The organism is Rhizobium anhuiense bv. trifolii (genome assembly GCF_024346605.1).
Lineage (GTDB): Bacteria > Pseudomonadota > Alphaproteobacteria > Rhizobiales > Rhizobiaceae > Rhizobium > Rhizobium anhuiense.
In genome coordinates this window covers 3,911,809-3,926,916 of record NZ_CP098803.1, presented here as the reverse complement: position 1 = coordinate 3,926,916, position 15,108 = coordinate 3,911,809, and the positions used below count along the sequence as shown (strand labels likewise).

The 15,108-nt window shown below is 61.9% G+C and carries 18 protein-coding genes; 10 read left to right on the top strand and 8 right to left on the bottom strand.

Annotation, left to right across the window (positions count from 1 at the left end):
• Positions 1 to 149: 149 nt before the first annotated feature.
• The 4 genes from NE851_RS28085 to hmuQ all read left to right on the top strand — a co-directional run bounded on the left by NE851_RS28085 (position 150) and on the right by hmuQ (position 2,596).
• Complete coding sequence (locus tag NE851_RS28085; protein ID WP_254959297.1) at positions 150 to 1,487, top strand: TonB C-terminal domain-containing protein; 1,338 nt, start codon at positions 150 to 152, stop codon at positions 1,485 to 1,487.
• Between the two features lie 108 nt (positions 1,488 to 1,595).
• Complete coding sequence (locus NE851_RS28080) at positions 1,596 to 2,003, top strand: DUF2325 domain-containing protein (protein ID WP_028758869.1); 408 nt, start codon at positions 1,596 to 1,598, stop codon at positions 2,001 to 2,003.
• Entirely contained in the window at positions 2,000 to 2,272 is a 273-nt protein-coding gene (locus tag NE851_RS28075; RefSeq protein ID WP_028758870.1) for a hypothetical protein, read from the top strand. Before NE851_RS28080 ends, NE851_RS28075 begins: the two co-directional genes overlap by 4 nt.
• Before the next feature lie 9 nt (positions 2,273 to 2,281).
• Positions 2,282 to 2,596, top strand: a complete 315-nt coding sequence (gene hmuQ / locus NE851_RS28070; protein ID WP_028758871.1) for a heme-degrading protein HmuQ — start codon at positions 2,282 to 2,284, stop codon at positions 2,594 to 2,596.
• Positions 2,597 to 2,733: 137 nt separating this feature from the next.
• Here the strand turns inward: hmuQ and NE851_RS28065 are convergent, their stop codons facing one another.
• The gene (locus NE851_RS28065; RefSeq protein ID WP_254959292.1) at positions 2,734 to 3,105 is read right to left on the bottom strand and encodes a DUF423 domain-containing protein; all 372 of its coding nucleotides are present in this window, start codon (positions 3,103 to 3,105) and stop codon (positions 2,734 to 2,736) included.
• 9 nt (positions 3,106 to 3,114) lie between these two features.
• Entirely contained in the window at positions 3,115 to 3,528 is a 414-nt protein-coding gene (locus NE851_RS28060; protein ID WP_183903325.1) for a group II truncated hemoglobin, read from the bottom strand.
• 166 nt (positions 3,529 to 3,694) lie between these two features.
• Between NE851_RS28060 and NE851_RS28055 the strand changes: the two genes are divergently transcribed.
• From NE851_RS28055 to NE851_RS28030, 6 genes are all read left to right on the top strand, one after another.
• A complete protein-coding gene (locus NE851_RS28055) occupies positions 3,695 to 4,258 on the top strand; it encodes a TetR/AcrR family transcriptional regulator (RefSeq protein ID WP_028758874.1) in 564 nt (187 codons plus the stop codon).
• Between the two features lie 17 nt (positions 4,259 to 4,275).
• On the top strand, positions 4,276 to 4,617 hold the full coding sequence (locus NE851_RS28050) for an SMR family transporter (RefSeq protein WP_063474413.1): 342 nt from the start codon (positions 4,276 to 4,278) through the stop codon (positions 4,615 to 4,617).
• 192 nt (positions 4,618 to 4,809) lie between these two features.
• Positions 4,810 to 5,595 carry a ThuA domain-containing protein gene (locus NE851_RS28045; protein WP_132573185.1) on the top strand — a complete coding sequence of 262 codons (786 nt, stop codon included), beginning with the start codon at positions 4,810 to 4,812 and terminating at the stop codon, positions 5,593 to 5,595.
• A 9-nt stretch (positions 5,596 to 5,604) separates the two neighbouring features.
• Positions 5,605 to 6,648, top strand: coding sequence for a Gfo/Idh/MocA family protein (locus NE851_RS28040; protein ID WP_028758594.1), 1,044 nt, complete (start codon positions 5,605 to 5,607; stop codon positions 6,646 to 6,648).
• A gap of 103 nt (positions 6,649 to 6,751) precedes the next feature.
• The gene (locus NE851_RS28035) at positions 6,752 to 8,287 is read left to right on the top strand and encodes a winged helix-turn-helix domain-containing tetratricopeptide repeat protein (RefSeq protein WP_184389026.1); all 1,536 of its coding nucleotides are present in this window, start codon (positions 6,752 to 6,754) and stop codon (positions 8,285 to 8,287) included.
• Between the two features lie 98 nt (positions 8,288 to 8,385).
• Positions 8,386 to 8,598 carry a hypothetical protein gene (locus NE851_RS28030; RefSeq protein ID WP_028758592.1) on the top strand — a complete coding sequence of 71 codons (213 nt, stop codon included), beginning with the start codon at positions 8,386 to 8,388 and terminating at the stop codon, positions 8,596 to 8,598.
• Here NE851_RS28030 and NE851_RS28025 read toward each other — a convergent pair whose 3' ends face one another.
• The 6 genes from NE851_RS28025 to NE851_RS28000 all read right to left on the bottom strand — a co-directional run bounded on the left by NE851_RS28025 (position 8,599) and on the right by NE851_RS28000 (position 14,824).
• Complete coding sequence (locus NE851_RS28025; RefSeq protein ID WP_184389027.1) at positions 8,599 to 8,994, bottom strand: DUF1236 domain-containing protein; 396 nt, start codon at positions 8,992 to 8,994, stop codon at positions 8,599 to 8,601.
• A gap of 129 nt (positions 8,995 to 9,123) precedes the next feature.
• Positions 9,124 to 10,236 carry an ABC transporter permease gene (locus NE851_RS28020; RefSeq protein WP_184389030.1) on the bottom strand — a complete coding sequence of 371 codons (1,113 nt, stop codon included), beginning with the start codon at positions 10,234 to 10,236 and terminating at the stop codon, positions 9,124 to 9,126.
• Between the two features lies 1 nt (position 10,237).
• Positions 10,238 to 11,365: an ABC transporter permease gene (locus NE851_RS28015; RefSeq protein WP_047611563.1), complete on the bottom strand. Its 1,128-nt coding sequence runs from the start codon at positions 11,363 to 11,365 to the stop codon at positions 10,238 to 10,240.
• Positions 11,362 to 13,119 carry an ATP-binding cassette domain-containing protein gene (locus tag NE851_RS28010; protein ID WP_132573180.1) on the bottom strand — a complete coding sequence of 586 codons (1,758 nt, stop codon included), beginning with the start codon at positions 13,117 to 13,119 and terminating at the stop codon, positions 11,362 to 11,364. Before NE851_RS28010 ends, NE851_RS28015 begins: the two co-directional genes overlap by 4 nt.
• On the bottom strand, positions 13,116 to 14,126 hold the full coding sequence (gene hlyD / locus NE851_RS28005) for a secretion protein HlyD (protein WP_028758587.1): 1,011 nt from the start codon (positions 14,124 to 14,126) through the stop codon (positions 13,116 to 13,118). Before hlyD ends, NE851_RS28010 begins: the two co-directional genes overlap by 4 nt.
• Complete coding sequence (locus tag NE851_RS28000; RefSeq protein WP_132573178.1) at positions 14,123 to 14,824, bottom strand: CerR family C-terminal domain-containing protein; 702 nt, start codon at positions 14,822 to 14,824, stop codon at positions 14,123 to 14,125. Before NE851_RS28000 ends, hlyD begins: the two co-directional genes overlap by 4 nt.
• Positions 14,825 to 15,108: the final 284 nt, after the last annotated feature.

Here is a 15,108-nt window from a genome sequence, read left to right as displayed (position 1 = left end):
CAGCTTTTGAGGGAAGCGTAGAGCCGCTCTAGCTTTTTGTTTTTACGCAATTCCGGACGGAAAACCGCTTCACACTTTTCCTGGAATTGCTCTGAGAATACGCCGGGGATGAATCCCGGCGGGCATGTTCAGACTGTCCGAGGCATAAGATGGCAATTTCAGCGAAGACCAGATCGAGACAGGTGCTCATCGGGGAGCCGGACGCTGACGGCAATTTGAACGACAATACTCCCGGCGTGCATCCCGGCCATGAGCTGTCCGACCTGCGCAATGTGCAGCGGCAGCCGGCCGGCGAGGCGGTGGTCCACTATGCGCGTTTCGCGCAAATACCCTCCTTTCCCGACCATCCGGAAGCAGAGCCGATAGCCTCTGTTCCAGCGCCGCCGATGGATGCGGCGGTGGAAAAGCAGGAGGATGAGAAGACGCCGGTGCGGCGGCGGGTGGCGCTGACGTGTATTGGTTCGTTTTTCTTTCATGCTGCATTAGCCGTCACGCTGTTTCTGGTCATACCCAAGCCTTCGGATGAGACACTGATGGAGGCAGGCGAAGCGATCAGCGTCGTCATGCTCGGTAGCTCTGACGCCGATCAGAGTGCCGCCGGCGAGACCGAAGTGACCATACAGCAAGAAATTGTTCCCGAAACCGTCGAGCCCGAGACGGTCCAGCCAGTGGACACGGCAGTGGTACAGCCAGAGGCTGTCCAACCGGAAACTGTTCAGCCGACTGATGCGGCGCCGGTTGAGGCCGTGCAGCCCACGCAGGAGGTTACGCGCCAGTCAGCGGAGACGGTGACGACTGCGGAACCAGAGGTGCTCGTGTCGGAAACCCCTGCTGAAACTTCAGTTGCGCAGCCAATGTCGACAGTGGTGCCGGAGCAGGCTCCGGAGATACCGGTAACATCCGCCGAACCACCCGTCGCAACCGCGCTGCAACCCGAGCCGGAAGAGATCAAGCCTGTCGAGACGGCCGCGATTTCTCCCGAGCCGGAACCGCCGGTGGAGATCGTCACCCCGCAGCCCAAACCGAAGCTGGAAAAGCCCGCGGAAAAGAAGCTGGTGGAAAGAAAACGGCCTCCAAAGAAGGCGCAGGGTTCAGAGGGGGACGCCAAACAGGAGTCGCGCATGGGCGCCGTTGACGGGCAGGCTGACGCCAACTCTGACAATAATTCACGCACGTCGGGTGGACGGAGTGGGGCGGGTGGCGCATCTGAAGCCAATTACAAAGGCAAGCTCGTCTCGCGACTGTTCCGTTGTGTTGACCGGCTGGAATCGCGCTATCGTCGCGATTCTGCGTCCCTGAATGTTCGCATCACGATCAACCGTAGCGGCGGTATCACCGCATCTGGCCTTGTCCGAGGTTCGGGCTTGGGCGAGGTGGACGGTGCCGTTATGTCCCGGATCTCTTCCTGTAATCTTCCCGCGATGCCAGATGACTGGGCCGGGTCCTCGCGCACCTACACCTTTCCGGTTCAAGTCACGGCTCGATAAATATGATAAAAATAATCAACTTTATACTTTACTCTAAAAATCAAGTTTAATAAGGTCCACCCGCACACGCAGGAATCGTGTGACGATCAACGAGTGAACGGGTGGTATATGGCTCGCAAGGGCAAGAAAGGTTCGAACCGGGAGGTCCGCGACAGCGCGGGTGAGGACGCTGCTCAGGCATCCACCGGGCGATCCAAACTGGATGGCCGCAGTTTCCTCTATGTCGGCGGCCGCGACTGCCAGGTGGCGCATCTTCGACAGATCTGCAGCAATTTCGGCGCCGAGCTCATTCATCACGACGGCGGCTTGCGCGAAGCGGTTTCCCGCATCGATACCGTTCTTCCCTCGGTCGACTGCGTGTTCTGCCCGATCGACTGTATCAGCCACGATGCCTGCCTGCGGGTGAAGACCGGCTGCAAGAAGTTCGGCAAGGCCTTCATCCCGCTTCGCAACGGCAGCAAATCCAGCCTGGAGCGTGCGCTGCAGACGATGAACGAACGAGACAATGCAAGATGAACGACCAGCGCCCCGACGGCTTCACCATGATCGGCCTGCACAAGCTCGCCGCGCAGACCGGCGAGGGCCTCGTGCCCGAGCTCTACGCACTTTTCCGGCAGCATGCCGAACGCCAGAATATCCACCAGAATGTGACGCTGTTCCCGACCTGGGAAGCGCGTATGCCCGGAGAAGCCGCAACAAGACCGCTTGGCCAAGCGGCGGCAAACGGTAATAATATCCTTGCTTTTCCCTCGCGTTCCGCAAGGGCGGGCAAGAGGCAGGCGTAGGGAGATTCCATGTATATCGCAATGAACCGCTTCAAGGTCGCAACCGGAAGCGAAGGTGATTTCGAGACGGTCTGGCGCAACCGCGATTCCAGCCTGCCGGAGGTGCCCGGTTTCGTCGAATTCCGGCTGCTGCGCGGCAAGGTCAACGAAGAGGAGGGCTATACGCTCTATTCCTCGCACACGGTCTGGAAAAGCGAAGCGGATTTTCAGAACTGGACGAAGTCCGAAAGTTTTCGCGCGGCGCACCGCAATGCCGGCGATCACAAGGCGATCTACAAGGGGCCGCCGGTTTTCGAAGGCTTCAATGTGGTTGATGGCGTTTGATTGCAGTTGGTGCGGCGTGATTTAGCTCTTAGCGAAATCTTGATTTTGTCTTCAGCATGGCCCCACGCACACCCTCATTCCTGTGACAGGCACAGGAATGAAGGGGGAGAAGACGTGAGCAGTCAGCAAAAACTCTCTCAAGCCTTAACCCGGAAGACAGCGCCCGCGGCAACGGCCAGCCAGCCAAGCATCATCGCCCAGCCGCCGGTCGGCGCGGCATAGGGGAAGAGGCTGGAGCCGGTAAAGCGCAAGGTGACGAGATCGCCGGCAAAAAGCAGCGTTCCGACAATCATCAGAAAACCGGCCAGCCAGGCGGTTCTGAGCCTGGCGTTGCCGAGAGCCAATACCAACAGGGCCGGGGCGTGGGCAAGGCACATGGCTGATGCGGATGCCGCAAGATTGGCTTCGCCGCCGCCATGGGCGGCAAGGGCGGCGAGCCCCACGCCGGCGACGCCGAACAGGCCGGCAAAGAGATAGAGCACCGGCTCCAGACGCGCGTTCAAGCTCATGGTCAATCCTTATCGCCAGATGGCCTTATCGTCAGGGGCCTTGTTCTGCATGTGATAGGCGAGCCGTTCGACCGGCGCCCAGATGAGATCGCGCAGCGCCTGGCTGGCAATGGTTTCATCCATGGCACGGCGGAAGCAGAGCAGCCACTCATCGCGCTCGACAGGGCCGATCTCGGCGACGAAATGGCGGCTGCGCAGGCGCGGATGGCCGCGCTTGTCGGTATAAAGCGGCGGACCGCCGAGATATCCGGTCATATATTCGTAGAATTTCTCTTCGCTGCCCTGAAGGCTCGGCGGATGCACGGCGCGCACGTTCCTCGCCTCCGGCAGCCTGTCCATCAGTTCGTAGAAGCGGTGCGTCAGCGCCCGCACGATGGGATCGCCGCCGATCGCCTCGTAAAGTGTGGTGACTTTCTCCGTCACGAAACCATCCCTGAATACCATCTGTCCCCGCCTCTACATGCACCTCTGGGAAAACGATCGCAACCGTCATCAAGGTGCCGCGGCATTTCGCGCATAATCCCGGTATCGCAGTGGTTCCAATCGATTCCTCTTGACAAAACCGTCCAGACGGTATCTTTTAATTTGCATGTCGAACGCTCATCATCGCAAGAAACAGCCCGCTCTCGTGCGCCAGCAATTGCTGGAGGTCGCCGCCCGCCTTGCTGCCAGCGAAGGCATGGCCGCGGTCACGCTCGATGCGGTGTCGGCTGCCTCCAGCGTCAGCAAGGGCGGGCTGCTGCATCATTTTCCGACGAAGAATGCGCTGCTCGATGCCCTGTTCGAGAGCCTGCTCGAAAAGTTCGACGCTGATATTGAGGAACTGATGCGCGGCGATCCGCAGCCGCAGGGCCGCTTTACCCGCGCCTATCTCAGGGCGGTAGCCGGTCTCAAGGATCGTCCCGACGATTCCAGGGGTTGGACGCAGGTGACGATCGCGCTTCTGGCCGAACCCCGGCTGCGTCTTCGCTGGCGCCAATGGGTGCAGGCACGGGCGGAGGAGTATATCGGCACCGACTCCTCCCTCGATGCGCAGGTCGTGCGTTTCGCCGCCGACGGACTTTGGTTCGCAGATACGTTAGAAAGCCATGATATCAACGGCGTTCTGAGGCGGGATCTCATCGATCGCCTTGTCGAACTGACCGGCAAGTAGTCCGAAAGGAATTCGCCATGAGCCAAGCTGCCGTCTACGGGCTGCTGTTTGCAGCCATCGTGCTCGAGGTCATCGGCACGACCGCGCTGCAACTGTCGCAGCAGTTCACCCGCATCGGGCCGACGGCACTCGTCGTCGCCTGTTATGCGGCCGCCTTCTATTGCCTGTCGCTGACGCTGAAGAGCATCCCGGTCGGCATCGCCTATGCGATTTGGAGCGCTTTGGGAATCGTGCTTATTTCCTCGGTCGGTCTGGTCTTCTTCAAGCAGCGCCTCGACCTGCCGGCCATCGTCGGGCTCGGGCTGATCGTAACAGGCGTTATGGTCGTCAATCTCTTCTCGAAATCCGTTTCACATTGATATTGCTGTGGTATTTCCAGGCGGGTTTTCCGCTTTCGTCCGGCAAATTTTCCCCTTTGTCAAAATACTGACAAAGGTCTATGTGTTCCTTGGACGTGGAGGAGACGAGGCGCAGTCAGCGCCGTTTTCCAAAGCGCTTTGAATCCTGCCTTCCCGCCTATCGATACTTCCAGGTTTCTACAGGAGCACATCATGGCCATTCGCACCGTCGTCTGGGGAGAGAATATCCACGAGAATACCAATGCCGTCGTCCGGGGCATCTATCCCGAAGGCATGCACACGACGATCGCCAACGCGCTGAATACCGACCCCAGCATCTCGGCGACGACGGCGACGCTGCAGGAGCCGGAACACGGCCTCAGCGAAGCCCGCCTTGCCGAAACCGATGTCTTGACCTGGTGGGGCCACAAGGATCACGGCGCGGTCTCCGACGTCGTCGTCGAGCGTGTCGCCAAGCGCGTCTGGGAAGGCATGGGGCTACTCGTGCTGCATTCCGGCCATTTCTCCAAGATCTTCAAACGGCTGATGGGCACGCCCTGCGCGCTGAAATGGCGCGAGGCGGGTGAGCGCGAGCGTCTGTGGACGATCAATCAGCGCCATCCGATCGCCGCCGGCATCGGCGAACATTTCGAACTCGAGAACGAAGAAATGTACGGCGAGCAGTTTTCGGTGCCGGAACCGCTCGAAACGGTGTTCATCTCCTGGTTCCAGGGCGGCGAAGTGTTCCGCTCGGGCCTGACCTGGCGCCGTGGCGCCGGCAACATCTTCTATTTCCGCCCCGGCCACGAGACCTATCCGACCTATCACGACGTCAATGTCCAGAAGGTGCTGATCAACGGCGTGAAGTGGGCCTATAACCCTGAGGGCTCGTTGACGGGTATCACCGACGCTCCAAATGTGCCGGTAGAAAAAGCACTGGAGCCGATCGTCGAACGCGGCCCGAAACTACACCAAGCCGGCGAAGCCGGTTACCGCTGAGGAGCATCCATGCGATTACTCGTTCTTGGCACGGGCGTGATGGCGAAAAACCAGCTCGCCCGCTTCCCCCTCATCGATGGCGTGACAGTGGTTGGCGCCGTCGACACCGATCCCGATCGGCTTTCGGCCTTCGCCGACAAATTCAACATCGAAAAGCGGTTTCTTTCCCTGGAGGAGGCGATCGCCTGGGGTGAGTTCGATGCGGCGACGAACGTCACGCCCGACCGCATCCATCACCCGACGACGATGGCGCTGATTGCTGCGGGCAAGCACGTCTTCTGCGAAAAGCCGCTGGCGGAGAATTATGCGAAGGCGCTGGAGATGACGGAGGCGGCCGAAAAGGCCGGCGTCATCAACATGGTGAACCTTACCTATCGCAACGTCGCGCCGCTGCAGCGCGCCCGTGAGATGGTGCTCGCCGGCGAGCTCGGCACGATCAGACACGTGGAAGCATCCTATCTCCAGAGCTGGTTGGTGTCGCGCGCCTGGGGCGACTGGCGCACCGAGTCCACCTGGTTGTGGCGGCTTTCCACCGGCCACGGCTCGAATGGCGTGCTCGGCGATGTCGGAATCCATATTCTGGATTTCGCCGCCTATGGCGCGGCGACCGACATCGACCACGTCTTTGCGCGGCTGAAGACCTTCAACAAGGCGCCGGGCGGTCAGATCGGCGAATATCTGCTCGACGCCAATGACAGCTTCACCATGTCCGTCGATTTCGCCAATGGCGCACTCGGCGTCATTCATGCCAGCCGCTGGGCGACAGGGCATCTGAACGAGTTGAAGCTGCGCATTTATGGCGAGAGGGGCAGCCTCGAGGTCATCCATCGTCCCAACGGTTCCGAGCTGCATGGCTGCCTCGGCGAGGATGTCGAAACCGCCACCTGGACGAAGATCGAGGTTGAACCGGTGGCGACCAACTATGAGCGTTTTGCCGAGGCCGTGGCAAGCGGCATCCAGCCGGACCCGAACTTCCGCCACGCCGCCAACCTGCAGAAGGTGCTCGACCTCGCCATGGTGACCGAGCGCGAACGGCGCGAGCTGAAGGTCTGATCCTGTCCGCTGGATAAGCCGCCGTTCATCCGACGGCGGCTTACGCAGCGCATCGGCGCGTCATCGGCTTTTCGTTTGCGAGGTTTTGACGCTATGCTTCTGCATGGGCAGCTCGAGGCTCTCCTTTGGTCCGTTCCTTTACGATCCCGTGACAGGAAGCCTGTGGCGGGACGGGAAATCCGTTGCGGCGGGACCGCGACCGGTCGCGCTGCTCGGCTTGCTGCTGGAAGCTGAGGGCCGGGTCGTCACCAAGGCGGATTTGATGGACCGGGCCTGGACGGGGCTTGCCGTGGAGGAAGGCAACCTTACGGTTCAGATTGCCGCGCTCAGGAAGCTTCTCGGCGCACGGCCGGATGGCACGGAGTGGATCGTCACCGTTCCCAGGGTCGGCTACCGCCTGCCGCGCCAGGAGGATGGCAGGATGGCGCCCGTGGCGTCGCAGCCGCCTTCCGTCGCGGTTCTTCCTTTCGTCAATCTCGGCGGCGATGCCGACCAGGATTATTTTGCCGACGGTGTGGTGGCGGAGATCATCACCGCCCTTGCGCGCTTCCGCTCCTTTTCCGTTGTCTCGCGTCATTCCGCCTTCGTCTACAAAGGACGCAGTGTCGATGTGCGAGAGGTGGCTCGAGAACTGGGCGTGCGCTATGTGCTCGAAGGCAGCATCCGGCGGGAAGGGGCGCAGGTGCGTATCAATGTACAACTGGTCGACGGCGTGACCGCGACCAATCTCTGGGCCGATCATTTTGAAGACGGCATCAGCCACGTCTTCGCTTTCCAGGACCATATCACCGAACGCGTCGCCTCGATCGTCGAGCCGGCGATCGAGATCGCCGAAATCCAGAGGTCACGACGTGACCGGCCGAACAGTCCGGCAGTTTACGATCTCTATCTGCGCGCCCTTGCCGCGATCATCGACGAGTCGATCGAAAGCAATGCCGCCGCCTATGCCTTGCTGCAGGAGGCGCTCGCCATGGAGCCGGAAAATGCGATGCTGCTTTCGCATGCCGCCTGGGTACTCGAACATCGCATTACCATGGGCTGGCCGCGGCTCGGGACGGACGACAAGGCGGAATGCGTCAGTCTTGCCCGGCGCGGGCTTCAGCATTCGGCCGGCGATCCCCGCGTGATGGCCCATTGCGGTATGGCGTTGCTGCAGACAGGCAAGGATTATGAAGGCGGCATGGCTGTGCTGGAGGCGGCCGCTGCCGCCAATCCCAACGATCTTCTGGTCGCGGCTTGCTCCGGCATTGCGGCTTTGCACTGCGGCGATATCGAGCATGCGCTCGAGCGCCTGCATCGCGCCCTGAAATTGGGACCCCGCGATCCGGATGCGCGTTTTTCTCTGACGGGCATCGCCATGGCCGAAATCTTTCGCGGCAATTACGAGGAAGCACTTTCGTTTGCGTCACGCTCGCTGGCGCTGAACGCCCATTTCGATCCGACTTACTGGATGCTGATCGCCGCACACGCGCATCTCGGCAATATGGAGCAGGCGCGGCAGTTCCTGCGCGCGCTCGAGAAAATGGCACCTGATGTGACGCTGGAAGGCATTCTGGCGGGGCAGCCGGCCAAGAATCCCCAGCGTTTTGCGCCGGTTCTGGAAGGGCTGGCGCGCGCCGGGATGCGGCCGCGGCCATAGGCTTTTGCAAGTTTTTGCAGTTTTTAGTCGGACTTTAAGGACCTAGCCCCGTTGCGTCAGCCACGCTGATCCGATCAATCGGGATGGAGGGTCGGCTGATGCTTTCCAGCATGCATATTCTGTCGCTCAAACAGGGCAAGCTTTATGGCGAGCGAATTCCGATAGAGACGCTGCCGCAGGAGTTCAAGTTGCCACAGCGCCTTATCCTTCTGTTCTCGCTGATCGGTAGCTGGCGCGAGCGTACGAAAAAAGGCCCCACCGAAGCGGGGCCGGAAGTTGCCGAGCCGCAGCAGGCGGCTTCGGTTGCCTGATTATTCGATGACCTGCACCACACGGTGGGTGCGGGGTTCGACGATCACGCGTTGATTGTTGATGACCGTATAAGCATATTTCGGGTTGTCAGGGACCGGCGTTACGACGACGTCTGCCGGAAGCGGTTTGCCGACGACGATCGGTTCCTGGACGACCACGGAAACAGTCGGGGCCGGCTGCTGCTGGACATAGGTCACGACCTCGCGCGGCGGCGGGTCGACAACGGCACCGGCGACACCGCCGGCCACGCCGCCAATGGCAGCACCCACGGGGCCGCCGACGATCGCGCCGGTGATGGCGCCACCGGCTGCACCGGTCACGGCGCCATCAGCGAGCGCATTGGTTGCAAGAGACGACAGCGCAATAGCGCTGGAGACAAGTAGGACCTTGTACATTTTGCTTCTCCTTACTGGGGTTGCGTTTGGGTAACGACCGCGCCAATTCGAGGTTCCAGCAGGAGAGGGTCACGCTTTGGAAGGCTGATTCACATTGTGTGAGGTGGCCCAGGCATGGGTCGGGATGCCTTATTCCAGCCGCCGGCGGAAGAGCCAGGCGGCGGCGCTGAGTGTGACGGCGGCGATCAGCGCCAGCGGGATCGTCTGGTTCACTACCTCGCTCAAGGGGATATCCTTGAGGAAAACGCCTTTGACGATCACCAGGAAATAGCGCAGCGGATTGATGAGGGTTATCGGCTGCAGCCAGCTCGGCATGTTCTCGATCGGCGTGGCGAAGCCTGAGAGCAGCATGGCCGGAACCATGAACAGGAAGGCGCCGAGGATCGCCTGCTGCTGCGTCATCGACAGCGCCGAGATGAACAGGCCGAGGCCGGCCACCGAACCGAGATAGAAGATCGCGCTGCCGTAAAGCAGGAAGAGCGAGCCGCGCAGCGGCACCTCAAAGAGGAAGGCGGCAGCCAGGATATAGACGGTGATGTGGAAGAGGCCGATCATCATCGGCGGGATCAGCTTGCCGATCAGGATTTCGTGCATGCGCAGCGGCGAGACCATCAGCTGGTCGAAGGTGCCGAGCTCGCGTTCGCGAGCAATCGACAGCGCCGTGACGATAAGCCCGATCAGGAGCGCGATACTGGCGATCAGGTTCGGCACCATGAACCATTGGTAGGTGAGGTTCGGATTGAACCAGTTGCGCGGCACTGTCGAGACGATGTCGGCGCCGGCCCGTTTGCCGGCCGGCGTCTCGGCAGCAAGGCCGGCGCCTATCTGTGAGAGGTAGCCGGCGACGATCTGCGAGGCGTTGGAGCGGCGGCCGTCGAGCACCACCTGCAGGTCGGCCGGCGCTCCCGCCTCGATATTGCGCGAAAAATCCGGGCCGATCTCTATCGCCGCAATGGCTGTCTGGGTATCGATCGCCACCTGGATATCCGCCTGGCTTCCCGCCATCTCGATCCGGCGAAAGGTCGGCGAGCCATCGATACGCTCGATCAGTTCCTGGCCCCAGTGACCACTGTCGCGGTTGAGGATCATGATATCGACATTACGGACTTCGAGAGTTGCGGCGTAGGAAAAGACGAGAAGCTGGACGATCGGCGGGCCGATCAGGATGGCGCGACCCTTGGGATCGCGCAGCACGGCCAGCAGTTCCTTGACGATGAGGGCGTAAAGCCTTGTCCATCCCATCTCAGCCGATCCTCTTTCTGGTGCTGCGGGCGGCAAGCATGAACATGATGGCGCCGATCGTCAGCATGACCGATATCGCCTTCACGAACATCGGCCAGATGTCGCCGGCGAGGAAGACCGTCTGCAGGCTGGGGATCAGGTAACGCGCCGGCACGATGAAGGTGATCCACTGGATCACGGTCGGCATGGAATTGATCTCGAAGAGGAAGCCCGACAGCAGGAAGGCCGGCAGAAATGCTGTAATCAGCGCCAACTGCGAGGCGAGGAACTGGTTCTTCGTTACCGTCGAGATCAACAGGCCCTGGCCGAGCGCCGGGATCAGGAAGGCGGCCGAGAGTGTATAAAGGGCGGCGACGGAACCGCGGAACGGCACGCCGAAGAGGAAGACCGCAAGCAGCACGCAGAGCGTCATCGAGGTGAGGCCGAGCAGGAAATAGGGCAGGATCTTACCGGCGAGCAGTTCGACCGCCGTCACCGGCGTCGCCATCATCGCCTCCATGGTGCCGCGCTCCCATTCGCGGGCGACGACGAGCGAGGTCAGAAGCGTGCCGACCAGCGTCATGACGATGGCGATCGAGCCCGGCACGAGGAAATTGCGGCTGGTCAGTTCAGGATTGAACCAGAAGCGCTGCTCGACCGCGATGGCGGGACTATGCGAGGCGACGTCCGCCTGTCTCTGCCGCTCCCAGTTGGCGACGGCGCCCTGGGCATAATTCTGGACGAAGTTCGCCGTGTTCGGATCGGAGCCATCAACGATCACCTGGATATCGGGACGGTTGCCGGCGGTGTAGCGGGTGGTGAAATCGGCGGGGATAACGACGACGCCGCGCACCTTGCCGACCACGAGGTCTTCTTCGAAAAGACGCCGGTCACGGCCCATCGCCACATCGAAATAGCGTGAGGCCTGGAAACTGGCCGACAGATCCTGCGTCAGCGGCGTCATCTCCTCGGTCACGAGGCCGATGCGGGTGCGGGTGGTATCGAGCGAGACGCCGTAGCCGAACAGAAAAAGCAGGATCAGCGGCAGCACGAAGGCAATGAGGATGCTGCTCGGATCGCGGATCGCCTGCAAGCTTTCCTTGCGCACCAGGGCTGAAAGACGCCGAAGCCGACCGGAGGAGACACTCATGCGGCATCCTCCACTTCCGATTGCTGTACGAGGGCGATGAAGGCATCCTCCATCGTCGGGTCCGGCTGCTCCTTGGTCGCGACCCGCGCCTTCAATTCATCGGGCGAGCCGAGCGCAATCGAGCGGCCGCGATAGATCAGTGAGATTCGGTCGCAATATTCGGCCTCGTCCATGAAATGGGTGGTGACGAGCACGGTGACGCCCTTCTCGACCAGCGCATTGATATGCGTCCAGAATTCACGCCGGTTGATCGGATCGACGCCGGAGGTCGGTTCGTCGAGGAAGAGGGCGCGCGGCTCGTGCATAACGGCGCAGGCAAGCGCCAGGCGCTGCTTCAGGCCGAGCGGCAGATCTTTGGCGGGTTCGCCGGCATGGCGACCGAAATCGAAAATGCCCGCCATCAGGTCGATGCGCTCGCGCCGGTGTTTTCCGCGAAGGCCATAGACGCCAGAGAAGAATTCGAGGTTCTGCATGACGGTGAGATCGCCGTAGAGCGAGAATTTCTGCGCCATGTAGCCGAGCTGGTTGCGGGCTTCGGCGGCATCACGGCGAAGATCGAAACCGGCAACGCGGCCTTCGCCGCCGGTCGGCTTCAGCAGGCCGCAGAGCATCTTGAAGGTGGTGGACTTGCCGGCGCCGTTCGGACCGAGCAGGCCGAAGATCTCGCCGCGGCGGATATCGAAGCTGATATCGTCGGCAGCGGTGAAATCACCGAAGCGCTTGGTCAGGCCCTTGGCCTCGATTACCGGCCGGTCGTTCTCAGCCTTCAGCGACTGCTGAGCTTCTGCGAGCCTGGAGCGGCCACCCGGACCGCCGCCCAACATATCGATGAAGGCATCCTCGAAGCGCGGCGGTGCAGGGGCGAGTGTTGCGCCATCGCCGGCCTTGCTGATATCGGGCTTCTTGTCCTTCGCCGCGACCAGGCGGATCGCCTCGCCCTGGATCACGCCGTCGATGACGCCATCGGCCTGTAGGAGTTCGGCGAGCACCTGCCGGCGGCGGCCGGTGACATTGGATACCCTGAAGACCCGGTCCTTGACGCGCTCGGTCATCTCCATCGGTTTTCCCGAAAAGAGCAGCTTGCCCTGGTTCAAAAGCAGCACGTGATCACAGGCTTCCGCTTCGTCCAGATAGGCGGTCGACCAGAGCACGCCGATGCCTTCCTTCGTCAGGTTCTCGACCATCTTCCAGAGGTCGCGGCGCGAGATCGGATCGACGCCGACGCCCGGCTCGTCGAGCAGCAGCAGGCGCGGCTTCTTCAGAAGCGCACAGGCAAGGCCGAGCTTCTGCTTCATGCCGCCGGAGAGTTTCCCGGCCAGCCGGCCGGTGAACCGCTTGAGATCGGTGAAGGTGAGTAGTTCGTCGAAGGCGCTCGCGCGTTCGCTCTTCGGCAAGCCACGCAGATCGGCATAAAGATCGAGATTTTCCCGCACCGAGAGATCCTCATAGAGGCCGAAGCGCTGCGGCATGTAGCCGATCGCCGCCTGGATGCCGGCTGCATTCTTCCTGGTGTCGAAGCCGAGAACCTCCATCGTTCCCGTGTCGGGCAGCATCAGACCGGTCATCAGGCGGATCAGCGTCGTCTTGCCGGCGCCGTCAGGGCCGACGAGGCCGGTGATCGCGCCGCCGCCGATCGTGCCGGAGACGGTGTCGAGGGCGGCGGGTGCGTCGCCGAAGCGCTTGGTGACGCCGTCGATCCGGACGAGCGGCTTGTCGTCCGAACCTGTTAGCGAGCCGGTCTCGGCGGCAATCATTGTCCGCCTGCCGTCGGCCTGGGAAGGCGCACGGTGACCGGCATGCCCTGGCGCAGATCCGGGCCGGGCTTGTCGATGACGATCCGCAGGCGATAAACGAGGTCGGTGCGGAGTTCCGGCGTCTCCACCGATTTCGGAGTGAATTCGGCGACCGGCGAGATGAAGCCGATCGTGCCTTCGTAGGGCTTGTCGGGCGCCGTATCGGAGGCGACCGAAACCTTCATGCCGGGGTGGATGCGGCCGAGATCGGGCTCCGCAACATAGGTGCGCACCCAGACGGGCTCGGTCAGGGACAGCACGAAAACGGTATCCGCCGGCGAGACGATGGCGCCATTTTCCCGCACGCGGGAAAGGATGACGCCGTCGTTCGGGGCGCGCAGTTCGGCATCTTCCAGCGAGGTGCGGGCTGAGGCCAGGGTTGCCTCGGCAGCCTTCACCTGCGCGTCGGCGGCGGCGATATCTTCGACGCGTGACCCCTCCTGCAGCAGTTTCAGCGCCTCGTTGGCGGATTGGGAGCGGGCGGCGGCCATCGCCCGTGCAGCGGTCGCCTGGTCGAGGCTCGCCTCGGAAATCGTGCCCTGCGGGCGCAACTGGCGGGCGCGGTCATAGGCAAGGTTGGCATTCTGGAGATCGGCGAGGCTTTCGTCATAGGCGGCGCGCGCCTGGGCGATTTCGGTCGGCCGTGGGCCGGCCTTCAGCTTGTCGAGCGTCGCTCGAAGGGCTGCTGCATTGGCCTCTCCGGAGCGGACAGCGAATTGATAGGGGGCGGCGTCGAGTTTCGCCAGAACCGTTCCGCTCTTGACCACATCGCCCTCGTCCACGCGCAGTTCGGAGAGGCGTCCGCTGACGCGGAAGCCGAGCGAGACCTGGCGGATATCGACATTGCCGTAAAGGACGAATTCTCGGCGGGCCTCGGCTTGCCAGCCGAGCTTTTCGGGCAGGCCGTACCACCAGGCGGCGGCACTCGCCGCAAGGAGGAGGATGGCGAGAGGAAGGATGCGTTTCATGCTGCGCCTCCCTTCGGCGAGCCGAGGACATCAACCAGTTCGGCGGCGAGGCCCCGCAAGGTTTCCACCTGTTCCGGGCCGATGGTGTCCCATTCCATCTGGGCAAGCACTGCCGCGTGGGTGACGCGAAAAACCAGGATGCTGCCGAGAAGATTGAAGGTGCGCAGGCGCACATGTTCCGAGGCGGGGTCTTCGCGAAGGATCGCGCCGATCAGCCGCCGGCCCATCTCGATCATCGGCCGCATAATACCTTGGTAGACCTTCGCAAAAGCCTCGGTCGGCTCCATCTGCTCGCGGATCAGGAAGCGCGCCCACGATTCGGATTCCTTGCCGACGAAAAGCGTCACCATGGTCTGTAGAATTTCGGTGAGGAAGAGGCGGGCCTGAGCTTCGGCGAGGCGTTCGCCCGCGGCGTCGAGCGCCAGCAGATGCGTGCCGATGCGCGCCCTCATGTCGCCGACATGCGTGTCGATGCGGGCCATCAGATACTCGGCGGTGGCGATGTAGAGACCTTCCTTGCTGCCGAAATAATAGGGAATTGCCTGCAGGTTCACGCCGGCGGCCTCTGTCAGCTGGCGTGTCGAAGCACCGTCGAAGCCGTACCGGCCGAAGACGTCGAGAGCGGCGGAGAGCATCTTCTGCCGCGCGATATCGGCGCGGGCGGAGGCCGGTGGCTGTGCGTCATGTTCTTGGGTCATGACAGATTTATAACGCCGTTAGGTAATTAAGTCAATCGATTGATATATTCTTGGCCGAATTGGCGGTTTATGCCTTCACTGGGTGCAAAGGTAGCAAGACAGGAACGTGGCATCGCTCGTGGCGGCTGCATGATCGGATTGGGATCGAAATGTGCCGTTCAGCGGTTCAACGTCGATCGGAACAGGTGATATCGGCTGTTCTGGAAAACGATTCGAAAGAAAGCAAAGAGGCCCGTGGGGAACGGACCTCTCAGGGTTCTCGGAGTGGGAAGAGGAACCAAGCC

Bases quoted from the DNA above. Each gene is read 5' to 3' on its own strand.
- NE851_RS28085 (WP_254959297.1), top strand. From the start codon at position 150: ATGGCAATTTCAGCGAAGACCAGATCGAGACAGGTGCTCATCGGGGAG.
- NE851_RS28080 (WP_028758869.1), top strand. From the start codon at position 1,596: ATGGCTCGCAAGGGCAAGAAAGGTTCGAACCGGGAGGTCCGCGACAGC.
- NE851_RS28075 (WP_028758870.1), top strand. From the start codon at position 2,000: ATGAACGACCAGCGCCCCGACGGCTTCACCATGATCGGCCTGCACAAG.
- hmuQ (WP_028758871.1), top strand. From the start codon at position 2,282: ATGTATATCGCAATGAACCGCTTCAAGGTCGCAACCGGAAGCGAAGGT.
- NE851_RS28065 (WP_254959292.1), bottom strand. From the start codon at position 3,105: ATGAGCTTGAACGCGCGTCTGGAGCCGGTGCTCTATCTCTTTGCCGGC.
- NE851_RS28055 (WP_028758874.1), top strand. From the start codon at position 3,695: ATGTCGAACGCTCATCATCGCAAGAAACAGCCCGCTCTCGTGCGCCAG.
- NE851_RS28050 (WP_063474413.1), top strand. From the start codon at position 4,276: ATGAGCCAAGCTGCCGTCTACGGGCTGCTGTTTGCAGCCATCGTGCTC.
- NE851_RS28045 (WP_132573185.1), top strand. From the start codon at position 4,810: ATGGCCATTCGCACCGTCGTCTGGGGAGAGAATATCCACGAGAATACC.
- NE851_RS28040 (WP_028758594.1), top strand. From the start codon at position 5,605: ATGCGATTACTCGTTCTTGGCACGGGCGTGATGGCGAAAAACCAGCTC.
- NE851_RS28035 (WP_184389026.1), top strand. From the start codon at position 6,752: ATGGGCAGCTCGAGGCTCTCCTTTGGTCCGTTCCTTTACGATCCCGTG.
- NE851_RS28030 (WP_028758592.1), top strand. From the start codon at position 8,386: ATGCTTTCCAGCATGCATATTCTGTCGCTCAAACAGGGCAAGCTTTAT.
- NE851_RS28025 (WP_184389027.1), bottom strand. From the start codon at position 8,994: ATGTACAAGGTCCTACTTGTCTCCAGCGCTATTGCGCTGTCGTCTCTT.
- NE851_RS28020 (WP_184389030.1), bottom strand. From the start codon at position 10,236: ATGGGATGGACAAGGCTTTACGCCCTCATCGTCAAGGAACTGCTGGCC.
- NE851_RS28015 (WP_047611563.1), bottom strand. From the start codon at position 11,365: ATGAGTGTCTCCTCCGGTCGGCTTCGGCGTCTTTCAGCCCTGGTGCGC.
- NE851_RS28010 (WP_132573180.1), bottom strand. From the start codon at position 13,119: ATGATTGCCGCCGAGACCGGCTCGCTAACAGGTTCGGACGACAAGCCG.
- hlyD (WP_028758587.1), bottom strand. From the start codon at position 14,126: ATGAAACGCATCCTTCCTCTCGCCATCCTCCTCCTTGCGGCGAGTGCC.
- NE851_RS28000 (WP_132573178.1), bottom strand. From the start codon at position 14,824: ATGACCCAAGAACATGACGCACAGCCACCGGCCTCCGCCCGCGCCGAT.